Source organism: Magnetospirillum sp. LM-5 (genome assembly GCF_902729445.1).
In the GTDB taxonomy this organism is placed as follows: domain Bacteria; phylum Pseudomonadota; class Alphaproteobacteria; order Rhodospirillales; family Magnetospirillaceae; genus Magnetospirillum.
In genome coordinates this window covers 46209-63983 of record NZ_CACVCE010000008.1, presented here as the reverse complement: position 1 = coordinate 63983, position 17775 = coordinate 46209, and the positions used below count along the sequence as shown (strand labels likewise).

At 66.9% G+C, this 17775-nt stretch carries 18 protein-coding genes; 10 read left to right on the top strand and 8 right to left on the bottom strand.

What is annotated here, in order from left to right:
- Positions 1 to 112 precede the first annotated feature (112 nt).
- Together MTBLM5_RS05210 and MTBLM5_RS05205 are read right to left on the bottom strand one after the other, a co-directional pair.
- On the bottom strand, positions 113 to 769 hold the full coding sequence (locus tag MTBLM5_RS05210) for a cytochrome b/b6 domain-containing protein (protein WP_173974726.1): 657 nt from the start codon (positions 767 to 769) through the stop codon (positions 113 to 115).
- A gap of 4 nt (positions 770 to 773) precedes the next feature.
- Positions 774 to 1223, bottom strand: a complete 450-nt coding sequence (locus MTBLM5_RS05205; RefSeq protein WP_173974725.1) for a cytochrome c — start codon at positions 1221 to 1223, stop codon at positions 774 to 776.
- A gap of 110 nt (positions 1224 to 1333) precedes the next feature.
- Here MTBLM5_RS05205 and MTBLM5_RS05200 point away from each other — a divergent pair, with 110 nt between their 5' ends.
- Positions 1334 to 2227, top strand: a complete 894-nt coding sequence (locus MTBLM5_RS05200; RefSeq protein WP_173974724.1) for a LysR family transcriptional regulator — start codon at positions 1334 to 1336, stop codon at positions 2225 to 2227.
- A gap of 1 nt (position 2228) precedes the next feature.
- Entirely contained in the window at positions 2229 to 2987 is a 759-nt protein-coding gene (locus MTBLM5_RS05195; RefSeq protein WP_173974723.1) for a cobalt-precorrin-6A reductase, read from the top strand.
- Here MTBLM5_RS05195 and MTBLM5_RS05190 read toward each other — a convergent pair.
- Positions 2959 to 3582 carry a precorrin-8X methylmutase gene (locus MTBLM5_RS05190; protein WP_173974722.1) on the bottom strand — a complete coding sequence of 208 codons (624 nt, stop codon included), beginning with the start codon at positions 3580 to 3582 and terminating at the stop codon, positions 2959 to 2961. The genes MTBLM5_RS05195 and MTBLM5_RS05190 overlap by 29 nt on opposite strands.
- 79 nt (positions 3583 to 3661) lie before the next feature.
- Between MTBLM5_RS05190 and cbiE the strand changes: the two genes are divergently transcribed.
- Positions 3662 to 4870, top strand: coding sequence for a precorrin-6y C5,15-methyltransferase (decarboxylating) subunit CbiE (cbiE, locus tag MTBLM5_RS05185; RefSeq protein WP_173974721.1), 1209 nt, complete (start codon positions 3662 to 3664; stop codon positions 4868 to 4870).
- Here the strand turns inward: cbiE and MTBLM5_RS05180 are convergent.
- Entirely contained in the window at positions 4867 to 5946 is a 1080-nt protein-coding gene (locus MTBLM5_RS05180; RefSeq protein WP_173974720.1) for a cobalt-precorrin-5B (C(1))-methyltransferase, read from the bottom strand. The two genes, cbiE and MTBLM5_RS05180, sit on opposite strands and share 4 nt — an antisense overlap.
- Positions 5947 to 6059: 113 nt before the next feature.
- On the opposite strand from MTBLM5_RS05180, the gene MTBLM5_RS05175 reads away from it, so the two are divergent.
- Genes MTBLM5_RS05175 through MTBLM5_RS05155 form a run of 4 tightly spaced genes read left to right on the top strand, consistent with a single transcriptional unit; the run spans position 6060 to position 9389 of the window.
- Positions 6060 to 6827: a DUF4198 domain-containing protein gene (locus tag MTBLM5_RS05175; RefSeq protein ID WP_254430918.1), complete on the top strand. Its 768-nt coding sequence runs from the start codon at positions 6060 to 6062 to the stop codon at positions 6825 to 6827.
- Positions 6827 to 7942 carry a cobalt transporter CbiM gene (gene cbiM, locus MTBLM5_RS18710; RefSeq protein ID WP_217424974.1) on the top strand — a complete coding sequence of 372 codons (1116 nt, stop codon included), beginning with the start codon at positions 6827 to 6829 and terminating at the stop codon, positions 7940 to 7942. The genes MTBLM5_RS05175 and cbiM overlap by 1 nt, the downstream gene beginning before the upstream one ends.
- On the top strand, positions 7939 to 8751 hold the full coding sequence (gene cbiQ, locus MTBLM5_RS05160) for a cobalt ECF transporter T component CbiQ (protein WP_254430917.1): 813 nt from the start codon (positions 7939 to 7941) through the stop codon (positions 8749 to 8751). The genes cbiM and cbiQ overlap by 4 nt, the downstream gene beginning before the upstream one ends.
- Positions 8748 to 9389: an energy-coupling factor ABC transporter ATP-binding protein gene (locus MTBLM5_RS05155; protein WP_173974718.1), complete on the top strand. Its 642-nt coding sequence runs from the start codon at positions 8748 to 8750 to the stop codon at positions 9387 to 9389. Before cbiQ ends, MTBLM5_RS05155 begins: the two co-directional genes overlap by 4 nt.
- Here MTBLM5_RS05155 and MTBLM5_RS05150 read toward each other — a convergent pair.
- The 3 genes from MTBLM5_RS05150 to MTBLM5_RS05140 all read right to left on the bottom strand — a co-directional run bounded on the left by MTBLM5_RS05150 (position 9384) and on the right by MTBLM5_RS05140 (position 11670).
- On the bottom strand, positions 9384 to 9887 hold the full coding sequence (locus tag MTBLM5_RS05150) for a CYTH domain-containing protein (RefSeq protein ID WP_173974717.1): 504 nt from the start codon (positions 9885 to 9887) through the stop codon (positions 9384 to 9386). The genes MTBLM5_RS05155 and MTBLM5_RS05150 overlap by 6 nt on opposite strands.
- 121 nt (positions 9888 to 10008) lie before the next feature.
- Entirely contained in the window at positions 10009 to 10533 is a 525-nt protein-coding gene (gene nikR, locus MTBLM5_RS05145) for a nickel-responsive transcriptional regulator NikR (protein WP_173974716.1), read from the bottom strand.
- Positions 10534 to 10659: 126 nt separating this feature from the next.
- On the bottom strand, positions 10660 to 11670 hold the full coding sequence (locus tag MTBLM5_RS05140; protein ID WP_173974715.1) for an endonuclease/exonuclease/phosphatase family protein: 1011 nt from the start codon (positions 11668 to 11670) through the stop codon (positions 10660 to 10662).
- Between the two features lie 183 nt (positions 11671 to 11853).
- Between MTBLM5_RS05140 and MTBLM5_RS05135 the strand changes: the two genes are divergently transcribed.
- The 3 genes from MTBLM5_RS05135 to MTBLM5_RS05125 all read left to right on the top strand — a co-directional run bounded on the left by MTBLM5_RS05135 (position 11854) and on the right by MTBLM5_RS05125 (position 15885).
- A complete protein-coding gene (locus MTBLM5_RS05135) occupies positions 11854 to 12858 on the top strand; it encodes a cysteine synthase A (RefSeq protein ID WP_173974714.1) in 1005 nt (334 codons plus the stop codon).
- A gap of 32 nt (positions 12859 to 12890) precedes the next feature.
- Positions 12891 to 13730: a 3-mercaptopyruvate sulfurtransferase gene (gene sseA, locus MTBLM5_RS05130; RefSeq protein WP_173974713.1), complete on the top strand. Its 840-nt coding sequence runs from the start codon at positions 12891 to 12893 to the stop codon at positions 13728 to 13730.
- A 136-nt stretch (positions 13731 to 13866) separates the two neighbouring features.
- Positions 13867 to 15885 (top strand): methyl-accepting chemotaxis protein, encoded by a 2019-nt coding sequence (locus MTBLM5_RS05125; protein WP_173974712.1) that lies wholly within the window; start codon positions 13867 to 13869, stop codon positions 15883 to 15885.
- A 273-nt stretch (positions 15886 to 16158) separates the two neighbouring features.
- Here the strand turns inward: MTBLM5_RS05125 and serA are convergent, their stop codons facing one another.
- Positions 16159 to 17736, bottom strand: a complete 1578-nt coding sequence (serA, locus tag MTBLM5_RS05120) for a phosphoglycerate dehydrogenase (protein WP_173974711.1) — start codon at positions 17734 to 17736, stop codon at positions 16159 to 16161.
- Positions 17737 to 17775: the final 39 nt, after the last annotated feature.

The following is a 17775-nucleotide window of genomic DNA, read 5'->3' as shown; positions in this document are numbered from 1 at the left end:
GGGGCTTGACCCGGCAATCCATGGTGGCGAAGCTGCCTCCGGCAGCATGGACCCCCGGATCAAGTCCGGGGGTGACGGCAGAGGGTATGAACCAGATTAAAGGCTCGATGGTCTAGACGACGGCCAGCACCAGGGCCAATGATCCGGCCGCGATCGCCGCGCAGGCCGCCGCCAGCCAGATCGGGGCCAGCCGGGGGGCATCGGCGCCCTCGATCTCGGCCTTTCCGGTGATCATGGCGCCCACCAATTTCTCGCCCAGCACGACCCGGTGGAAAACCACCGCCGCCACATGCAGGCCGACCATGGCCGCCAGCACCCAGTAAAGGCTTTTGTGGATCTTGGTGGCCAGCTTGACCTGGGCCGACGACGCCGCATGGGCCAAGGGGCCTTCGACCATGATGTCGTCGGTGGCGAACAGGCCGCAGGCGGCCAGCACCAGCAATCCGCCGATCAGCGCCACCACCATCCAACCGCCGGCCGGATTGTGGCCGACCACCGGCTGATGGCGCCGCTGTGCCAGACCGATCAGATAACGAGCCGTGGCCACCGGCCCGGCGACGAAGCGCATGAAGCGCGCGGTGTCGCTGCCGACCAGTCCCCACAGAAGGCGAAACAGCACCAGGGTCAGCACGGCATAACCGTTCCAGCGGTGCCAGACCATGCCGGCATCGCCAAATTTGAACGACACCCAGCCCAGCACGCACAGGCAGGCCAGGCCCCAATGGAACATTCGGGTGGGAAGGTCCCAGACCTTGACCTGCCTGCTCATCGCCTTAGTCCTTCTTGAAATCGTCGTGGCAGGCCTTGCAGGTGCCGCCCAGGTTCTTGAAGGCCCCCAGGCTGGCGGCCTGATCGCCGGTCTTGGCCGCCTCGGCCATGGCCAGGGCGGCGGCGTAAGCCTTCTTGCCGGCCTCGTCGAACTTGGCGCGATCGGTCCAGATATTGGCCTTGGCCTTGGTCTCGCCCTTGTCGCTGCCCTCGGGGAAGGCCTTGCCCAGGTGCTGGAACGCCGCCACCAGGCTGTCGGCGTGATAGCTCAGATTTTCCTTCGGCCCGTCCTTCAGCGCCAGGATCGACTTCAAGCCGCCCATATGGCCCGAGGCGACCTTGTAGATGGCCTGGCGGTGGACGATGACCGGATTGGTCTCGTCGGCCTGGGCCGCCGGGGCGACCAGGGCGGCCGACGCCGCCAGCGACAACGACAACACGACTTTCTTCAGCATGGGATGTTCCTTCGATGGGAAGATGGCGAGCCGGACCTTAATTGAATTGACGATTGGCGATAATCACCTTTCATGCGAACATATTGTTTCCAATTATCGGACAATACCCCATGGACCAGATCGCCGCCTATCGCGCCTTTGCCGCCATCGTCGAGCATGAATCCTTCTCGAAGGCGGCGGCGGCCTTGGGCCTGTCGCGGGGCATGGTCAGCAAGCAGCTGGCCGACCTGGAGGAGCATCTGGGTGCCCGCCTGCTGAACCGGACCACCCGCAGCCTGGGCCTGACCGAGATCGGCGCCCAGTTCCATGCCGATTGCCTGACCATCCTGGCCCAGATCGAGGCGGCCGAGCACGCCGCCGCCCAGATGCATGTGCGCCCGCGCGGCACGTTGCGGGTCAACGCCCCCTTTTCCTTCGGATCGACCCATGTCGCGCCGGCCATCCCGGCCTTCCTGGCCCGCTTCCCCGAGGTGACGGTGCACCTGACCTTCAACAACCGCGTCGTCGATCTGGTCGAGGAAGGCTTCGACATGGCGGTGCGCATCGGCCGCATGCCGGATTCGTCGCTGGTGGCCCGGCGGCTGGCCACCGCCCGACTGATCTGCGCCGCCGCGCCCGTCTATGTGCAGGCACACCCGGCCATCACGGCGCCGGCCGATCTGCTGGCCCATAATTGCCTGCTCTACACCCTGTCCAACGATGGCGCGACCTGGCCGCTGATCGGCCCGGACGGCAGCGTCCATCCGCTCCGGGTCACCGGCAATCTGCGTGCCGACAATGGCGAGGCCCTGGCCGAGGCGGCATGCGAGGGCCTGGGCGTGGTGCTGCTGCCGACCTTCGTGCTGGACCGTTATTTCGCCGCCGGCCGGCTGGTCCGGGTCTTGCCCGACCATGCCTGCGAGCCCCTGCCGATCCATGCGGTTTTTCCCCCCAGCCGGCGATTGTCGGCCAAGGTCCGCGCCTTCGCCGACCATCTGGCCCAGCGCCTGACCGGCGAGGTCTGACATGACGAAGGCGACCATCCTGATCCTGGGCGGAACCCAGGAAGCCCGCGAGCTGGCCCAGGTCCTGGCGGGGCAGCCCGCGATGAATGTGATCACCTCGCTGGCCGGGCGCACCGCCGTCCCCCACCTGCCGCCGGGGCGAATCGTGCAAGGTGGCTTCGGCGGCATCGATGGGTTGGTGGATTTCATCGCCGACAATCACGTCACCGCCTTGATCGACGCCACCCATCCCTTCGCCGCCCGCATGGGGATGCAGGCCGGTCTGGCGGCCGACCGGGCGCAGGTTCCGCTGCTGCGGCTGGAACGCCCGGCCTGGACCCGCCAGCCCGATGATCGCTGGGACGAGGTGGATGACTGGGACCAAGCCGTGATCGCCCTGAAGACCAATGCCCAGCGCATCTTGCTGGCCATCGGCCGTCAGGAACTGGCCCCCTTCGCTGGGTTGGACCATCTGTGGTTCCTGATCCGCTCGGTCGAGCGGCCCGACCCGATGCCGCCATTTTCCCAGTGCGAATTCCTGGCCGCGCGCGGGCCGTTCAGCGTCGCCGACGAAACCGCCTTGCTGCGGGCTCACGCCATCGACACCATCGTCTGCAAGAATAGCGGCGGCACCGCCTCGGCCGCCAAGCTGGTGGCGGCGCGCGAGTTGGGGCTTCGGGTGGTGATGCTGAGACGCCCGGCCCGTCCGGTCACCGAAACGGTGACCCAGATCGACCAGGCCGTGGTGTGGGCTATTCGCGTTCGGTCGCCAGCGCGTTGACCGCCGCCACCGTCATGGCGCTGCCGCCACGCCGGCCCTTGACCGCGATGAACGGCACGCCCCGGCTGTCGGCGGCCAGTTCGTCCTTGGATTCCGCGGCACCGACGAAGCCGACCGGGCAACCGATGATCAGGGCCGGCCTGGGCGCTGCGCCGTCCAGCATTTCCAGCAGGTGAAAAAGCGCGGTCGGCGCATTGCCGATGGCCACCACGGCGCCGTCCAGATGCTCGCGCCACAGCTGGACCGCCGCCGCCGAGCGAGTGGTGCCGGCCTGGCGGGCCATGTCGGGAACGCGCGGATCGGCCAGGGTGCAGATCACCGGATTGCCGCCAACCAGCCGCGTCCGGGTGATGCCTTCGAACACCATGCGGCAATCGCACAAGATCGGCGCACCCGCCGCCAGGGCGGCGCGGCCCGCAGCGCCCGCCCCGGCCGAGAAAGCGATGTCGGCGGCCAGATCGGTCATGCCGCAGGCATGGATCATCCGCACAGCCACCTTTTCCAGATCGGCCGGGATGGCGGCCAGATCGGCCTCGGCCCGGATGATGGCGAAGGATCGGCGGTAGATTTCGTCGGCGTCGCGGATATAGTCCATCGGATCGGGGCCACCATTTGAAAAGCGGCCCCCTCTCTACACCATCGCTTGGGCGGTGGAAAGCGGGCGAGGAGCGGCAATGACGGCGTGGCTGAACGTGGTGGGCATCGGCGAGGACGGGCTGTCCGGCCTGGGCCAATGGGCCAGGATCGCCGTCGAGGATTGCGACATTCTGTTCGGCGCGCAACGCCATCTGGCCATGGTGCCCGAGCGGGCCGGCCAGGAACGGATCGCCTGGCCCAGCCCGTTCGCCGCCGCCTTCGATCTGGTCTTGGCCCGGCGCGGCCAGTCGGTCTGCATCCTGGCCAGCGGCGACCCGATGATGTACGGGATCGGCGCCAGCCTGGCGCGGCGGCTTGATCTTGCCGAGATGCGGGTGTGGCCGCACCCTTCGGCCTTTTCGCTGGCCGCCGCCCGGCTGGGCTGGCCCTTGCAGGATTGCACCTTGCTGACCGTGCACGGACGACCGCTGGAACTGGTCGTTCCCCACCTGGCGCCCGCCGCCCGCCTGCTGATCCTGGCCGAGGACGGCACCAGCCCGGCCAAGCTGGCGGCGCTGTTGTGCCAGCACGGTTTTGGGGCCAGCCGGATCAGTGTGTTGGAACGGCTGGACGGCCCGGCCGAGCGCCGGCTGGATGGCCAGGCCCTGGGCTGGCCCGCCGAACGCTGCGCCGACTTGAACGTCATGGCGGTGGAATGCCAGGCCGACCGGTCGGGGGCAGCGCTACCCATCCTGGCCGGCCTGCCCGACGAGGCGTTCGCCCATGACGGCCAATTGACCAAGCGCGACATCCGCGCCGTCACCCTGGCGCGCCTGGCCCCGCTAGCCGGCCAATTGCTGTGGGATGTGGGGGCCGGCTGCGGCTCGGTGGCGGTGGAATGGATGCGCAGCCATCCCCGCTGCCGCGCCATCGCCATCGAGGCCAAGCCGCACCGTCTGGCCCTGATCGAGGAAAACCGCCTGAAGCTGGGCGTGCCCGGACTGACCGTGCTGGCCGGCAAGGCCCCCATTGCTTTGGCCGGGCTGGAGGCCCCCGACGCGGTGTTCATCGGCGGTGGCCTGACGGTAAAGGGCCTGGTCGAGGCCTGCTGGAGCGCGCTGAAGCCGGGCGGCCGGCTGGTCGCCAACGCCGTCACCCTTCAGGGCGAGGCGGTGCTGGCTGAATTGTATGGCCGCCTGGGCGGCGAAATGACCCGCATCTCGGTGGCCCACGCCGCCGCCCTGGGCGGTTTCGACGGCTGGCGCACCGCCATGCCGGTGACGATGCTGGCGGTGGTCAAGCCCTAGCCTGCCCGCCCGACCAGATTGCCCCGGCGGTCGAACACCAGCACCTGCAGGGCCACTGGCGCTCGATCCAGCACCTTGGCCGCCTGGGCCAACGCCAAACCGGCCACCCGCTCGCCGATGGACAGACCGGCTTTCTGGGCCAATTCCAGCACCGCCAGCCCGGTATTGGCCGCCCGCGCGTCTGTCACCAAGCCGGCATCGCCGCCCAGTTCGGCCAGTTGCCCGGCCAGCCAGCCGGCATCGATCTGACTGCGCTTGGAATGCAAATCCAGGTGGCCGGCAGCCAGCTTGGCCAGCTTGGCGAAACCGCCGGCGATGGTGACGCGTGCCACCGGATGGTGCCGCAGATATTTCAGCATGCCGCCGGCGAAATCACCCATGTCCAGGATGGCGTCCTCGGGCACCCCCAGGATCGCCCGCGCGGCCTTTTCCGAGGTCGAGCCGGTACAGCCGACCACATGGGTCAGCCCGGTGGCCCGGGCCACGTCGATGCCCCGCTGGATCGAATGAATCCACGCCGAGCAGGAATAAGGCACGACGATACCGGTGGTGCCCAGGATCGACAGGCCGCCCAGAATGCCCAGCCGGGGATTCCAGGTGCCGGCGGCCAACGCCTCGCCGCCCGGCACCGAAATCTCGATTTCCAGATCGGCGGCCTGGCCCAGGCGGGCGGCTTCGGCTTCGGCCACCTCGGTCATCATCGCGCGCGGCACCGGGTTGATGGCCGGCTCGCCCGGGGCCAGCGGCAGGCCCGGCTTGGTCACCGTGCCGACACCGTCACCAGCCTTGAAGGAAATCCCCGCCCCAACCGCCGCCTTGCGCACGGTGGCGATGATGGTCGCACCATGGGTGATGTCGGGGTCGTCGCCGGCATCCTTGATCACCCCGGCCCTGGCCCAGCCCTCGCCCTGCTGGGTGACGCTCAGGGCGAATTGGGGCCGCTGGCCGCCTGGCAGGGTGATGGTGACCGGGTCGGGAAAGGCGGCGCCGAACAGCGCCCGGCACGCCGCCTTGGTGGCGGCGGTGGCGCAGGCGCCGGTGGTCCAGCCTGACCGCAAGGACGGGGTTTCGCTCATGGGGCGAAGCCTTCCATCCCGGCTTGGCCGCTGTCAATCACCCTGACCGTTTTGCCTGTATGAAAATTGAAAAAATCGTATTACGCTCCCTGCAATCCATGAGGGGAACATCGTTGCCGACCGTCCGTACTTCCATCGCCGCCTTGGCCGTGCTGCTGGCGCCCGGTGCCGCCGGCGCCCATTTCCAGCAGGTGTTGCCGTCGGCCGACATCGTCGGGCCCGAGGGCGCGCGGACCATCGGCCTGGACATCCGCTTCACCCATCCGATGGAGCAAGGCCCGGTGATGGAGATGGGCCAGCCGGTCCGGTTCGGCGTGCTGGCCCATGGGGTCAGGCAGGATCTGCTGGGCAGCCTGGTCAAGAAGCCGGCCGACGGCAAGACCGCCTTCGAGGCGTCGTTCAAATTCAAGCAGCCGGGCGACCACGTCTTCTTCCTCGAACCGGCGCCCTATTGGGAGCCGGCGGAAAAGAAGTACATCATCCACCTGACCAAGGTGGTGGTGGATTTCGCCGGCGGCGAGGGCTGGGACAAGCTGGTCGGCCTGCCCATCGAGATCGAGCCGCTGGTGCGGCCCTATGGCCTGTGGACCGGCAATCTGTTTCGCGGCGTGGTCAGGAAGAACGGCAAGCCCCTGCCCCACGCGGAAATCGAGGTGGAATGGGTCAATGACGGCAGCGTCAAGGCGCCGGCCGACCCGTTCGTCACCCAGACCATCAAGGCCAATGCCCTGGGCGAGTTCAGCTATGCCATGCCGCGCGGCGGCTGGTGGGGTTTCGCCGCCCTGACCGATGCCGACAAGCCGATGAAAGGCCCCGACGGCAAGGCAGCCCCGGTCGAACTGGGCGGCCTGATCTGGGTCAAAGCCACGGATATGAAATAATGGCCCACATCCCCGACGGCATCTTGTCGGTTCCCGTCCTGCTGGCCGGCGCCGCCATCGGCGCGGGCGGGCTGGCCATCGGGGTGAAGCGCCTGGCGCCTGAACGCATCCCCCAGGTGGCGGTGCTGTCGGGCCTGCTGTTCGTCGCCGCCCTGGTCCATTTCCCGGTCGGTCCCAGCTCGGCCCATCTGATCCTGAACGGCCTGATCGGCATCAGCCTGGGCTGGGCGGCCTTTCCCGCCATCTTCGTCGCCCTGGTTCTGCAAGCCGTGCTGTTCGGGTTCGGCGGATTGTTGGTGCTGGGCGTCAACCTGACCAATCTGGCGGTGCCGGCGGTGCTGTGCGGCCTGGCCTTCAACGCCGTCATCACCGCCCGCCCGGCCTGGGGCGTGGCGGCGGCCGGTGTGGCCGGGGCCTTCGGGGTGGCGGCGTCGATGGTGATGGTCGCGCTGTCGCTGGCCGCCTCGGGGCGGGAATTCCTGGTGGCCGCCCAATTGGTGCTGGTCACCCACCTGCCGGTGATGGCCATCGAGGCGGCCTTCACCGCCGCCGCCGCCGGCCTGCTGCTGAAGGTCCGCCCCGGCTTCCTGGGGCGTGGCGCCGTGGCTGTTCTTGTGCTGGCGGCAACGCTGACCGCTGCCGGGCCGGCGTTGGCCCACAAGCTGACGCTGTTCGCCAGTACCGAGGGTGCGAAGGTCTCGGGCCATGCCTATTTCAGCGGTGGCGACCGCGCCCAAGGGGTAATGGTGACGGTGACCGACCCGGCCGGGGCGGTGCTGCATCGCCTGACCACCGATACCCAGGGGGCCTTTTCCTTCACCGCCACCAGCCGCGCCGATCATCGGATTTCCGTCGAGGGCGATGACGGCCACGCCGCCCAATTCACCATCGCCGCGACCGAACTGCCCGACAATCTGGCCCCGGGTGCCCCCGCCCCCGATCTGCAGGCGATGATCGATGCCAGCCTGGCCCGCCAGTTGCGGCCCCTGCGCGAGCAATTGGCCGCCACCCACGACAAGATCTGGTGGCACGACGTCGTCGGCGGGCTGGGCGCCATCATCGGCTTCTTCGGCCTGGCCTATGGCCTGTCCGCCCGCAAGGACAAGAAATCATGAGCCTGCCGCACGCCCATTCCCGAACGGCGCGCCCGATGCTGGGCGGCGAGGCGCACGGCCATGCCAGCCTGCACGACGATTGCGAAGGCCACGGAATAATCGGCCATCTTGATCCGCGCACCCGGCTGGTGGCGGCCGGGCTGTTCGCCCTGATGGTGGTCAGCCGCGATCAGATCTGGCCGCTGGTGCTGGCGGTTGGGCTGGCCCTGGCCGCCGCCCTGCTGGCCCGCCTGCGCGCACTGCCGACGCTTCGACGGATGCTGGCGATGGACGGCTTCATGGTGGTCGCGGTGGCGCTGCTGCCCTTCACCGTGCCGGGCGATCCCGCTTTCTCGGCGTTCGGCCTGACCGGTTCGAGCGAGGGACTGCACCAGGCGGCACTGATCCTGCTGAAGGCCAATGCGGTGGTGTTGATGCTGCTGGCCCTGGTCGGATCGATGAACACGATCGCCTTGGGCCATGCCTTGGCCCGGCTGGGCCTTCCCTGCAAGCTGGTGCAATTGTTCCTGTTCACCGTGCGCTATCTCGACCTGCTCCACCGCGAATATGCCCGCCTGCGCAATGCCATGAAGGCGCGCGCCTTCACCATGGGCACCAACCGCCACACCTGGCGATCGGTCGGCTATCTGTTCGGCATGCTGATGGTCCGCAGCCTGGAGCGCTCGGACCGCATCCTGGCGGCGATGCGGCTGCGCGGGTTCGACGGCCATTTCCCCTGCCTGGAGGAACCCAGCCGGTTCGGCCGACCCGACGGATTGTTCGCCCTGGCCTCGGCCGCGTCGGTAGTGCTGATGATGAGCCAGGGATGACCCTGTTCCGCCTGGACGACATTCATTTCAGCTATCCGTCCGGCGCCCCGGTGCTGAATGGCGCCCATTTCACCCTGGAAGCGGGCGAGCGTGTGGCCCTGGGCGGGGCCAACGGCTCGGGCAAGACCACGCTTTTCCATCTGATGGTCGGCCTGTTGCGGCCGCAGGCCGGCACAATCGAGGCCTTCGGCACGGCCCGAACCTCAGAGCGCGACTTCAAGGAAGTGCGGGCCAAGGCCGGCCTGTTGTTCCAAGACAGCGACGATCAATTGTTCTGCCCGACGGTGATCGAGGATGTGGCCTTCGGTCCCTTGAACCTGGGCGCCAGCCGCGCCGAGGCCCGGGCCGTCGCAATCCGCACCCTGGCCGAGCTGGGCCTGGCCGATTTCGAGGACCGCATCACCCACAAACTGTCGGGCGGCCAGAAGCGGCTGGTGGCACTGGCCACCGTGCTGGCGATGCAGCCCCAGGTGCTGCTGCTGGACGAGCCGACCAACGGGCTGGACCACGACACCCGCGCCCGTCTGACCGCCATCTTGCAGGGCCTGCCCCAGGCGATGGTGATCGTCTCGCACGATGGCGATTTCATCACCCGCCTCGCCACCCGCGCGGTGGCGCTGGAGGGCGGCAGATTATAGCCCCCGTGCCGCCACCGCCGCCCAGGCCGGCTCGAGCGACGGGGCCCGCGCCAGCCGGCTGTTGCTGAGCTCGGCGATACCCGTCACCTCCTGGCCCAGCCAGTCCGGCGACTGGAATTGCTGCAGCGGATGGGCCAATTCGACTTCGGCCACCACCAGGCCGGCATGGCGGCCCTGATATTCGTCGATTTCCCAGGTCAGGCCGTCATGCTCGACGACACGGCGCAGCTTCTCGATCGGCGGGTGCGGACACAAATCCAGCATGGCCAGGGCGACCGTCGGCAGTAATGGCCATTCGGTCTCCCACCGGCTGCCCAGCAGCGCCGGGGTCTTGACCGTCACCGTCCCCAGGTCCGGAGTCCAGCGGATGCGCAGCGTCAGCCCCGACAATGTCGGCAGGTAGCCCTGGCGAATCGCCTGGGGCCTCACATGGCAGGGCCAGGCCGAGCCAACCAGGAAACGACGTTCGGTTTCGGGGCTGCCGAAGGGGGACAACATGGCGGCATACTATCGCGCCAGGTGGAACAGCGCCAAGTCCGCTCGGGTGACGACCCGATGAAATCGAGTGTCCTGCCCCAGAAATTCGCATGCGAGTTCCTGGGATAGGCAGGCCACCACACTAAGTTTTCGGCCGGGAATGGACGTGCGGGGTGGCGTGCCCGTGGTCATGGCCATGGTCGTGCCCATGCCCATGGGAATGGTGGTCGTGACCATGGTGATGATGGTGGCCGTGGCCGACGCGGGTCTCGACCGGCACGGCGTTCAGCTTGCCGTGGCGCACCCCGGTCTCGGCGGTGATGGCATCGGCGAAATGTCGGACCTCGGCGGTCTGACCGCGCAGGATCGCCACCTCCATGCAATTCTCGTGATCGAGATGAACATGCAGGGTCGATAGGGTCAAATCGTGATGGTCGTGACTGGCCTGGGTCAGCCGACGCGACAATTCCCGTTCGTGGTGGTTGTAGATATAGGACAGGCAGGCGACGCAATCGCCGCCCTGATCCTCGGTCAGGCGCTCGGAATCCAGGGTCTGGCGCAGGATGTCGCGCACCGCCTCGGACCGGTTCTGATAGCCGCGGCGGCGGATGTAATCGTCGAACTGCGCCAGCAATTCCTCGTCCAACGAAACGGTGAAGCGGTCCATTTGCCCCTCGGGTCCGGTCTTGGCCTGGTGTGCGGCCTGCTTATCCCAGAAACTCGCATGCGAATTTCGGGGGCAGGACACTGGCGACAGGATACGTCGCCCCCTGCCCCAGGACCAGGAACAAGATCAGCCCCCGCCGGCCTTGCCGGGCTTGCCGGCCTTGGCGACCTTACCGCCATTGGCGATCCACTTTTCCATCAGGTCGGTCTTGATCTGAATCCACAAAGGCAGATGGTCGGACATCTGGAAGGTGAAATTCTTCTTGTCGGCGATGTCGGGAAACAGCGGCTTATGATCGCCGGCATAGAAATCCAGCACCCCGCCCATGCCGGTGACGGCGTTGGCGGCGCTGGGCGAATGCAGCAGCTGGTCGTAGGCCTGATCGCAATCGACGTTGGTGGCCAGTCCCAGCTTGGCTTTCTTGGCGGCGGACGACACGAAGCCCTTGGGCACGCCGAAGCCGCACTTCAGCAATTCGTCCATCATCGCTGTGCTTTCGATGTTGAAATCGCCCATGACGAACCAATCCTTCTCGGTCTCGGCCTCATCGTTCTGGCGCGTGGCGATCCAGTCGGCGAAGGCGCGGATCTCGGCGGTGCGGTTCTTCGCCGTCCCCCATTGCATGTGCACCGCGCACAAGATGAAATCGAAGCTGCCGGCCTTGAACGACGCCATGTAGGGCGATCGCCACCAGTCGGGATAATCGGAAACATAGGCCCCGGTGGCCGGGTCCTTGTGGCGCTGCGGGTTGGCCTCGGCGGCCAGGCCGGTGAAGCGGACCGAACGGGAATCGTACAGAAAGCCGATACGCTCGCGGTTGCCGGCATCGTCGGACCGGAAGTCGCAATAGACCACCTTCCAGTAATCCCCCAGCACCGCCATCAGCCGCCCCAGATCGCCTAGGCGGTCGCGCAATTCGACCAACGCCACCAGATCGAACTGGTTGACGATCTCGGCGATGAGATGGATCGCCACCGGGTCGCGATCTTCCTTGCCGAACTCGCGGACGTTCCAGGTGGCGATGTTCAGGCTCTGGTCGAGCACCGAGGGCGGAATCTTCGCCGCCGCGATGCGGTTTCGCAGCACGTCCAGCCGCCGCAGGAAGTCCGGATCATTGCCCAAAGCACCGTGAAACATCGCCCCCTCCTCGCCGCCACCGCCAGATGTCACTACCTTAACAAAAGTTTTCTACGATAATAAATACCTTTGATTGCAGCGCTGCCGACGCGCGGCGGGTATTTCACACTAATTCTGGCTTGAAGCAGTCACATTCCATCAGATATGATTGGTGAAAGTGTGAATTAACATGAAAGACCAGCCATGCCCGACATTCGCGACGGTTTCCTCGATTCCATCGGCAACACGCCCTTGATCAAGCTGAGGAAGGCCTCGGAACTGACCGGCTGCACCATCCTGGGCAAGGCGGAGTTCCTGAATCCGGGCGGCTCGGTCAAGGATCGCGCCGCGCTGGCGATCATCCAGGACGCCGAGGCCAAGGGCCTGCTGCGCCCCGGCGGCGTCATCGTCGAGGGCACCGCCGGCAATACCGGCATCGGCCTGACCCTGGTGGCCAACGCCCTGGGCTATCGTTCGGTGATCGTCATGCCCGAGACGCAAAGCCAGGAAAAGAAGGACATGCTGCGGCTGATCGGGGCCGATCTGCGGCTGGTGCCGGCGGTGCCCTATGCCAATCCCGGCAATTACGTCCGCTATTCCGAGACCTTGGCGCGCGAGCTGGAAACCACCGAGCCCAACGGCGTGCTGTGGGCCAACCAGTTCGACAACGTCGCCAACCGCCTGGGGCATTTCAACACCACCGGCCCGGAAATCTGGACCCAGACCGACGGCAAGGTCGATGCCTTCACCTGCGCGGTCGGGACCGGCGGCACCCTGGCCGGCATCGGCATGGCCTTGAAGGAACGCAACAAGGATATCCGCATCGTGCTGGCCGACCCGATGGGCTCGGCGCTGTACAATTACTATGCCCATGGCGAACTGAAGGCCGAGGGCGGCTCGATCACCGAGGGAATCGGCCAGGGCCGCATCACCAAGAACCTGGAAGGCGCGCCCATCGACGACCAGGTCCGCGTCACCGACGAGGAAGCCTTGCCGCTGATTTTCGATCTGGTCCGCCAGGAAGGCCTGGTGCTGGGCGGTTCCAGCGGGATCAACGTGATGGCGGCGATCAAGGTGGCCCAAACATTAGGCCCAGGTCATACGGTGGTGACAGTGCTGTGCGATTATGGTACCCGCTATCAGAGCAAGCTGTTCAACCCAGCCTTCCTGGCCGAGCGCAACCTGCCGGTTCCGGATTGGCTGACGTGAAGACCAAGAATCGACCATAAAGGGGGAGCCTCATGTCCAACGCGATCGTCACCACCGACTGGCTTGAGGCCCACCTGAAGGCTCCCGACGTCCGCGTCGTCGATGCCAGCTATTACCCCAAGATCGCCAATCGCAACCCGCGCGAAGAATACGATGCCGAGCACATTCCCGGCGCGGTGTTCTTCGACATCGACGACATCGCCGACCAGGCCAATCCGCTGCCGCACATGCTGCCGGCGCCCGAGAAGTTCGCGAGCCGGGTGCGCAAGCTGGGCCTGGGCAACGGCCACAAGATCGTCGTCTACGACACCACCGGCTTCGCCAGCGCCGCCTGCCGGGTGTGGTGGATGTTCCGCTATTTCGGCCACCGCGACGTCGCCATCCTGGATGGCGGCTTCCCCAAGTGGCTGCGCGAGCAGCGCGCCGTCGAGGACATGCCGCCGATGCCGCGCGACCGCCACTTCATCCCGCACGTCAACCACACCTTGCTGCGCGATTTCGACCAGGTGAAGGCCAATATCGAGCTGGGCCGCGAGCAGACCGTCGACGCCCGCGCCGCCGGCCGCTTCAACGGCACCGACCCGGAATTGTGGCCGGTGAAGAAGGGCGGCCACATCCCCGGTTCGGTCAACCTGCCCTTCGCCGACCTGATCGACGAACGCGAGCGCACGCTGAAGCCCCTGGACCAGATCAAGGCCCGCATCGATGCCGCCGGCATCGACATGCACAAGCCGGTCATCACCACCTGCGGCTCGGGCGTCACCGCCTGCGTGGTCGCCTTCGCCCTGCATCTGTTGGGCCACCAGGACGTGTCGGTCTATGACGGCTCGTGGGCCGAATGGGGCAACCGCGATGACGCCCCCGTGGCCTGAACCGATTCTGACGCGACCGTTCATCCTGCGGTCATCGTTGTTCCACCAAGGTACCTGCGGCTCCCGTCCTCGAGGCGGGAGCCGTTGCGTTTATGGCCCCCGCCATGGGGCTTGCCATATCCAGGGGGAACTCGACATGCGCCGTTTTCTGGACACGACCATTTCCGAACGACTTTACGCCCTGGCCGCCGTCGTGGTGCTGGGGACCTTCGTCAATCTGGCGATCTGGCTGCAAACCCGCGCCACCCAGGACCACGCCTTCGACACCCACCAGATCGAGACCGCCGACCTGCGCGACGCCGTCGCCATCGATTTCTGGCTGTTGAAGGCCCGCTATTTCGAAAAGGAATTCCTGATCCGCCCGGACGAGAAATACGATGCCGAGATGGCCGGCGCCCGGCGCAGCATCGAGTCCATCCTGGCCAGCGCCACCAAGGACGCCGCCACCGATGAGGAACGCGCCATCGTGGCGGCGATCGGGCAAGGCAGCAAAGCCTATTTCGCCGCCTGGGACGGCTTCGTGGCCGACTGGCGGACGCTGGGGATGGCCGCCGACCAGGGCCTGCGCCGCGCGCTGGCCGATGCCTTGGGCCAGCTCGAGCAGACCCATCACCAGATCGTCGCCGCCCGTCCCCAGTCCGAGGACGAAGCCATCGAGCGGGCCCTGACCGAGCTGTTGTGGCGCACCGCCGAATTGCGCAGCTCGGCCAGCGACAAGGCCTATGGCGCGACAATCGGGGCCGCCAAAGGTCTGGCCGCCGCCATCGCCCAGTCGCGCGAGCTTTCCACCCCCGAACGCGAGCGCCTGACCCAGGCCAACGCGACCTTCACCGCCGCCCTGCAGGGCGCGGGCGAGTTGATGCTGAAGGTGACCGGCCAGGCGCGGGCGTTCAAGGACCTGTACGCCCCGGCCAAACAGGGCCTGGACCAATTGATCGCCATTACCACCGAGACCCAGGCGCAATCGCGCCGGCAATATGACGAGGCCCACGATTTCGGCACGGTGGCCATGGCGGTGACCTCGGCGGCGACCCTGGTGGCGGTGATGGCGATGGTGATGATGATCATCCAAAGCGTCAGCGGCCGCATCCGCAGCCTGGCGGCCCGCATGCGCGACGTCGCCGACGGCCGCCTCGAGAGCGAGGTTCCCTTCACCCAAGGCCGCAGCGAAATCGCCGCCATGGCCCGTGCCCTGGTGGTGTTTCGCGCCAACGCCCAGGCCCTGGCCGAAGCGAGCGCCCAACGCGAGCGGGTCGAGCAGGACAATGCCGAACGGCGCCGCCGCGACATGGCCGCCCTGGCCGACCGTTTCCAGTCCACCGTCCAGGGCATCATCCAATCGCTGACCCGCATGGCCGACGACGTCCATAGCGGCGCCGGCACCCTGACCAGCGTCACCCAGCAGACCCGCATCATGTCGAGCGGGGCGGAAGGCTCGGCGCAACGGGCCACCTCGGGCGTCGAAACGGTGGCGGCGGCGGCCGAGCGCCTGTCGGCCTCGATCAATCAGGTGGCCCGCCAGGTCGATCAGACCGTGCTGGCCGCCGACCGCTCGCGCTCCAGCGCCGACGCCACCGCCGCCAAGATCGAATCCCTGGCGCAAACCGCCGAACGGATCGGCGACGTGGTCAAGCTGATCAGCGCCATCGCCAACCAGACCAACCTTCTGGCCCTGAACGCCACCATCGAAGCGGCGCGAGCGGGCGAGGCCGGCAAGGGCTTCGCGGTGGTGGCCGGCGAGGTCAAGAACCTGGCCAACCAGACCAGCCGGGCCACCGACGACATCACCGCCCAGGTTCGCGCCATCCAGGACGAGACCAACGCCGCCGTCGGCGAGATCGCCGCCTTCGTTCGGGAGATCGGCGAGGTCGATGCCATCGCCCGGTCGGTGGCCGAGGCGATGTGTCAGCAAGACGGCGCCACCAAGGAAATCGCCGACAGCATGCAGGTCGCCGCCCAAGGGACGTCCGAGGTATCGGGCCAGATGGCCACCCTGTCGGCGGCGGCTGACGACGCGGGCGTCGCCGCCGATCGCCTGTTCGGCCTGGCCGACACCTTGTCGACCACCGCGCGAGCCTTGAACAGCGAGGTTGACGGGTTCCTGGACGAAGTCCGCTCGGGCCAGATCGTGGGGCAGTCCATGGCGGCAGGGTGACCCATCGGGATTTCACCCCAGGCACCCGTTGACCTCTCGGTAACCTGTTCCCATGTAAGCTAGGAACGGATCAACCCAGGGACAGGAGCTCGCCATGCATCAGCACCGTAAGGCCATTGCCGTGGCCCGCCGCCAAGCCGATTGGCGCTCGCTTGCCCTGTCCCTGCTGGCAATGGGTGCCGCCCTGTTGAGCGCGATCATCTAGCCTTGCCTGCTTGCCCATGAAAAAGGCCGCCGAGGGTACCCCCCGGCGGCCTGTTTTCTTTTAGGGCTTTAGAACGACAGCGCCTTGGCCTGGACCACCTGCGGCAGCTTGCGCACTTCGTCCAGCACCTTGTCGCTGATCGGCTGGTCGACCTGGGTCAGCAAGATGGCGTCGCCGCCCGATTCCGACCGGCCCAGATGGAAGGTGGCGATGTTGATGCCGTGGCTGCCCAACAGCGTACCCAGGGCGCCGATGAAACCCGGCTTGTCCTGGTTGGTGACGAACAGCATGTGCTCGCCCAGTTCGGCCTCGATGGGGATGTCCTTGATCGACACCACGCGGGGCTTGTCGCCGCCGAACAACGTGCCGGCCACCGAACGGGTGCGGGCCTCGGTGACCACGGTGACGCGGACCAGGGTGTGGTAGTCGCCGTCACGCTCGTTGCGGCTTTCCGAGATGTCGATATCACGCTCGCGGGCCAGCACCGGCGCGTTGACCATGTTGACCGCTTCCACCATCGGCTTCAGCAGGCCTTCCAGGATGACGGCGGTCAGCGGCTTGGTGTTCAAGGTGGCGACATGGCCCTCGAACTCGATCCTGACCGCCTTCAGGGCGTGCTCGGTCAACTGGCCGGCGAAGCTGCCCAATTGCCCGGCTAGCTTCATGTAGGGGCGCAGCTTGGGCGCGTCCTCGGCCGACACCGACGGCATATTCAAGGCGTTGGTCACCGCCCCGGTCAGCAGATAGTCGGCCATCTGCTCGGCCACCTGCAGGGCCACGTTTTCCTGCGCTTCCGAGGTGGACGCCCCCAGATGCGGGGTGCACACCACCTTGTCCATGCCGAACAGGCCGTTTTCCTTGGCCGGCTCGACCTTGAACACGTCCAGGGCGGCGCCGCCGACCTGGCCGGATTCCAGCGCCACCTTCAGATCTTCCTCGACCACCAGGCCGCCACGGGCGCAATTGATGATGCGCACGCCCTTCTTCATCTTGGCGATGGCCTTGGCATCGATGACGTTGCGGGTGGCCTCGGTCAACGGCGTGTGCAGGGTGATGAAGTCGGCACGGGCGAACAAGGTGTCGAGATCGACCTTCTCGATCGACAGGTCGCGGGCGCGCTCGACCGACAGGAAGGGATCGTAGCCGACCACCTTCATCTTCAGGCCCAGGGCGCGGTCGGCGACGATGGCGCCGATATTGCCGCAGCCGATGATGCCCAGCGTCTTGCCGGTGAGTTCCACCCCCATGAACTTCGACTTTTCCCACTTGCCGGCATGGGTCGAGGCGTTGGCCTGCGGGATGTCGCGGGCCAGGGCGAACATCATGGCGATGGCGTGCTCGGCGGTGGTGACCGAATTGCCGAACGGCGTATTCATCACCACGATGCCACGCGCGGTGGCGGCCGGCACATCGACATTGTCGACGCCGATGCCGGCGCGACCGACCACCTTCAGGTTGGTGGCGGCGGCCAGGATGTCGGCGGTGACCTTGGTGTTCGAGCGGATCGCCAGACCGTCATACTGGCCGACAATGGCCTTCAACTCGTCGGGAGCGAGGCCGACCTTGACGTCGGTCTCGATGCCGCGATCCTTGAAGATCTGCACGGCGGCCGGGCTGAGCTTGTCGCTGATCAAAACCTTGGGCATGGATATTCTTCCCCGGATGTGGAGCGGGCGCCGCCGGTT

Coding starts and splice junctions, on each gene's coding strand:
- MTBLM5_RS05210 (WP_173974726.1), bottom strand. CDS start 769: ATGAGCAGGCAGGTCAAGGTCTGGGACCTTCCCACCCGAATGTTCCAT.
- MTBLM5_RS05205 (WP_173974725.1), bottom strand. CDS start 1,223: ATGCTGAAGAAAGTCGTGTTGTCGTTGTCGCTGGCGGCGTCGGCCGCC.
- MTBLM5_RS05200 (WP_173974724.1), top strand. CDS start 1,334: ATGGACCAGATCGCCGCCTATCGCGCCTTTGCCGCCATCGTCGAGCAT.
- MTBLM5_RS05195 (WP_173974723.1), top strand. CDS start 2,229: ATGACGAAGGCGACCATCCTGATCCTGGGCGGAACCCAGGAAGCCCGC.
- MTBLM5_RS05190 (WP_173974722.1), bottom strand. CDS start 3,582: ATGGACTATATCCGCGACGCCGACGAAATCTACCGCCGATCCTTCGCC.
- cbiE (WP_173974721.1), top strand. CDS start 3,662: ATGACGGCGTGGCTGAACGTGGTGGGCATCGGCGAGGACGGGCTGTCC.
- MTBLM5_RS05180 (WP_173974720.1), bottom strand. CDS start 5,946: ATGAGCGAAACCCCGTCCTTGCGGTCAGGCTGGACCACCGGCGCCTGC.
- cbiM (WP_217424974.1), top strand. CDS start 6,827: ATGGCCCACATCCCCGACGGCATCTTGTCGGTTCCCGTCCTGCTGGCC.
- cbiQ (WP_254430917.1), top strand. CDS start 7,939: ATGAGCCTGCCGCACGCCCATTCCCGAACGGCGCGCCCGATGCTGGGC.
- MTBLM5_RS05155 (WP_173974718.1), top strand. CDS start 8,748: ATGACCCTGTTCCGCCTGGACGACATTCATTTCAGCTATCCGTCCGGC.
- MTBLM5_RS05150 (WP_173974717.1), bottom strand. CDS start 9,887: ATGTTGTCCCCCTTCGGCAGCCCCGAAACCGAACGTCGTTTCCTGGTT.
- nikR (WP_173974716.1), bottom strand. CDS start 10,533: ATGGACCGCTTCACCGTTTCGTTGGACGAGGAATTGCTGGCGCAGTTC.
- MTBLM5_RS05140 (WP_173974715.1), bottom strand. CDS start 11,670: ATGTTTCACGGTGCTTTGGGCAATGATCCGGACTTCCTGCGGCGGCTG.
- MTBLM5_RS05135 (WP_173974714.1), top strand. CDS start 11,854: ATGCCCGACATTCGCGACGGTTTCCTCGATTCCATCGGCAACACGCCC.
- sseA (WP_173974713.1), top strand. CDS start 12,891: ATGTCCAACGCGATCGTCACCACCGACTGGCTTGAGGCCCACCTGAAG.
- MTBLM5_RS05125 (WP_173974712.1), top strand. CDS start 13,867: ATGCGCCGTTTTCTGGACACGACCATTTCCGAACGACTTTACGCCCTG.
- serA (WP_173974711.1), bottom strand. CDS start 17,736: ATGCCCAAGGTTTTGATCAGCGACAAGCTCAGCCCGGCCGCCGTGCAG.